Annotated in this window: 4 protein-coding genes; all 4 read left to right on the top strand. The window is 67.7% G+C overall.

Annotated features, from left to right (window positions below; all coding sequences use genetic code 11):
• Positions 1–1,212, top strand: a 1,212-nt coding sequence (locus WBV89_RS17995; protein ID WP_423982709.1) for a hypothetical protein, incomplete at its 5' end; no start/stop codon positions are given.
• Complete coding sequence (locus WBV89_RS17990) at positions 1,209–1,844, top strand: hypothetical protein (protein ID WP_423982708.1); 636 nt, start codon at positions 1,209–1,211, stop codon at positions 1,842–1,844. The genes WBV89_RS17995 and WBV89_RS17990, both read left to right, overlap by 4 nt.
• 9 nt (positions 1,845–1,853) lie before the next feature.
• The gene (locus tag WBV89_RS17985; RefSeq protein WP_423982707.1) at positions 1,854–2,585 is read left to right on the top strand and encodes a ubiquinone/menaquinone biosynthesis methyltransferase; all 732 of its coding nucleotides are present in this window, start codon (positions 1,854–1,856) and stop codon (positions 2,583–2,585) included.
• Positions 2,586–2,587: 2 nt separating this feature from the next.
• The coding region (locus WBV89_RS17980) for a hypothetical protein (protein ID WP_423982706.1) at positions 2,588–2,887 on the top strand (300 nt) is incomplete at its 3' end.

The raw sequence follows: 2,887 nt of genomic DNA, 5'->3' as shown, positions 1-2,887 counted from the left end.
CCGCCACCTCCACCGCCACCTCCACCGTCACCAGCACCGCCATCGGTGTCGGCATCGAAGTCGGCATCGGAGTCGGCAGACGAGCAGGTCGAGCGCTCCCACGCGATGACGCACGACAGCGAGCGGTCGCGCACGTATCCGTGTACGGCGTGCGGTGGAGAACTGCACTTCGACATCGCCAGTCAGAAGCTGAAGTGTCCGCACTGCGGCAACACGCAGGATCTCGCGGAGGGAGGCGAACCCGTCGTCGAGAACGACCTCCGCGCGGCGCTGCGGATGGTGCGCGAAGGCCGGGTCGAGCACGCCACGAACACGATCGCGGACGAGCACGAGATCGTCTGCCAGAACTGCGGCGGCCACACGACGTTCACGGGAAGCCTCACGGCGAACAACTGTCCGTACTGCGCGACACCGATCCAGCGCGACGACGTGCAGGACGCACCCGACCGGCTCCCGGTCGATGCGGTGCTGCCGTTCGCGGTCGACGACAAGGCCGCGGCGAAACTCATCGAGGACTGGATCAACGGCCGGTGGTTCGCCCCGTCGGAGTTCAAGCGCTACAACCGCACCGGTTCGTTCAGCAGCGTCTACATGGCGTACTTCACCTACGACGCGAACACCGTCACGAGCTATGTCGGCCAACGCGGGGTGACCCGCACGCGCACCGTCGGGAGCGGCGACAACCAGCGCATCGAGACCTACACGCAGTGGTACCCGGCGCGCGGCACGGTTGCGAACAGCTTCGACGACGTCCCGGTCCTGGCGAACACCGGTTTCGAGAAGAAGCGCATCGACAAGCTCGAACCGTGGCCGACGCAGACCGCCAAGTCGTACTCGGCCGAGTACGCGGCCGGGCACCTCGCGCGCACCTATGACCGCGACGTCGAGGAGTGCCTCGGCGAGGCGACCTCGGTGATGGAGGAGGAGATCCGTGGATCGATCCGTCGCGACATCGGCGGCAACTCCCAGCGCATCGACCGGATGAACATCCGCTGGCAGGAGATGACGTACAAGCACGTGCTGCTGCCGCTCTGGCTGCTCACGGTCATCTACAACGAGCGACCGTTCCAGGTGTACATCAACGGTGTCACCGGCGAAGTCCACGGTGCCCGTCCGTACAGCAAGGTCAAGATCGCCGTCGCCGCCACGGTCGCGACGATTGTGGTGATCCTGTTGATCATCGCGTTCTCTGCGGCAGGTGGTTCCGGATGATCACCGCGCTCCTCGTCCTGTCGATCGCCGTGGTGATCGGCTTCGGCGTGGTGCTCGCGGTGCGCTCCACCGGCGAGTTCCGCGAGCAGAACGAGGTGGTCCCCGGCACGAGGTCGCCCGCCCCGTCGAGCTGGGCCGGCGCTCACTCGCGCGAAGCCAAGCTGCACCGCCGCCTCGGGGCCGCCGTCAAGGGTGCCCACGAGAACCCCCGCCTCGTCGAACTCGGGCTCGCACCGCAGATGCGTTCGATCGACGCCGAAGCCTTGGCGATCGACGAACGTCTGGTCGCAGCCGCGGCACTCCCCGCCGCTCACCGGGACGCGGCCATCGACCCGCTCGAAGAGCACGTCGTGGCGCTCGAAGCGACGATCGCCGACATGGTCACCAGCATCACCGTCGCCGATTCCAAAGTCCAGCTCGAGCAGGCCGTGTCGGCCGCCGACGTGAAACTGCAGGCGCTCGCCGAGGCGCGCGCCGAGGTCGAACGGATCGACCGCGAGGTGTCGGGCACCGCGATGCCGGGCATCGAGATCACCGGTGACGACACACGGGAGAGCGAGACGGAGAGCGAGACCATTGCGCCGCCGACCGACCCCGAACCGGGCACGGCATCGGGTGGGACGGCCTCGTAGCCTGACACGGTGACCAGCAACTCGCAGTCCGAGCCGCAACCCACGCGTCGGTGGGACACCGACGACCTTCCCGAGGGCGAGGAGAAGGTCGCTGCGGTGCGCGACATGTTCGACGCGATCGCACCGAAGTACGACCGACTCAACCGGATCATCTCGTTCCGCCTCGACGTGCGCTGGCGCAAGCGGGCGATCCGCGAGCTCGCACTGCCGGACGGCGCAACCGTGCTCGACCTGGCGAGCGGCACCGGAGATCTCTGTATCGACCTCGCCGCTGCGGGTCTCCGCCCACTCTCGATGGACCTCAGCTTCGGAATGCTCGCCGCCGATCGTTCCGGCGTCCCCCGGGTCCAGACCGACATCCTCCGACTGCCGGTTCCGGATGAGTCGGTCGACGGGGTCACCTGCGGGTTCGCGCTGCGTAACCTGCTCGATCTGGGCGCGTTCTTCCGCGAGCTCGGACGAGTCGTGCGACCCGGCGGCCGCATCGCCCTGCTCGACGTGAGCACGCCGCCCAATCGGGTCCTGCGCTTCGGCAACAACATCTATTTCGGCAAGGTCGTGCCGAAGATCGGTGCGGTCCTGTCCGACGGTGCTGCATACAGCTACCTCCCCAAGAGCGTCGCCTACCTCCCCGAACCGGACGTGATGGTCGAGACGCTCCGTTCCGCGGGCTTCGCCGACGCCACCCACCGTCAGTTGTCCGGTGGTCTCACACAGCTGATGACCGGCACCCGATCCTGACGATGCACGCGATCACCCGCCCGCTGTCGGAATTCACCGACGCTGCGCCGGACCTCAACGACATCGCCGCCGACGACGGAGTGCTGTTCGTCCGGGGAGGAAACGGGCTGGCGGGCCGCGGTGTCGCCGCTCGCGTCGCTGCCGACGACGCGGCCGAACTGCTCGCGTCGATCGTCCACGATTCCACCATCGACGAGACGACCCCGGTCGCGGTGGGCTGCGTCCCGTTTCGTCCCGGCGCCAAGACCGATCTCCTCATTCCGGCCGTCACCGTGATCAAGCGCGACGGACGAGCCTGGGTC

Origin of the sequence: Ilumatobacter sp., assembly GCF_049588435.1 — a bacterium.
Taxonomy (GTDB): domain Bacteria; phylum Actinomycetota; class Acidimicrobiia; order Acidimicrobiales; family Ilumatobacteraceae; genus Ilumatobacter_A.
Note: the sequence above shows the minus strand (reverse complement) of the source record. Positions and strands in the feature narration are given on the sequence as shown.

Coding starts and splice junctions, on each gene's coding strand:
- WBV89_RS17990 (WP_423982708.1), top strand. CDS start 1,209: ATGATCACCGCGCTCCTCGTCCTGTCGATCGCCGTGGTGATCGGCTTC.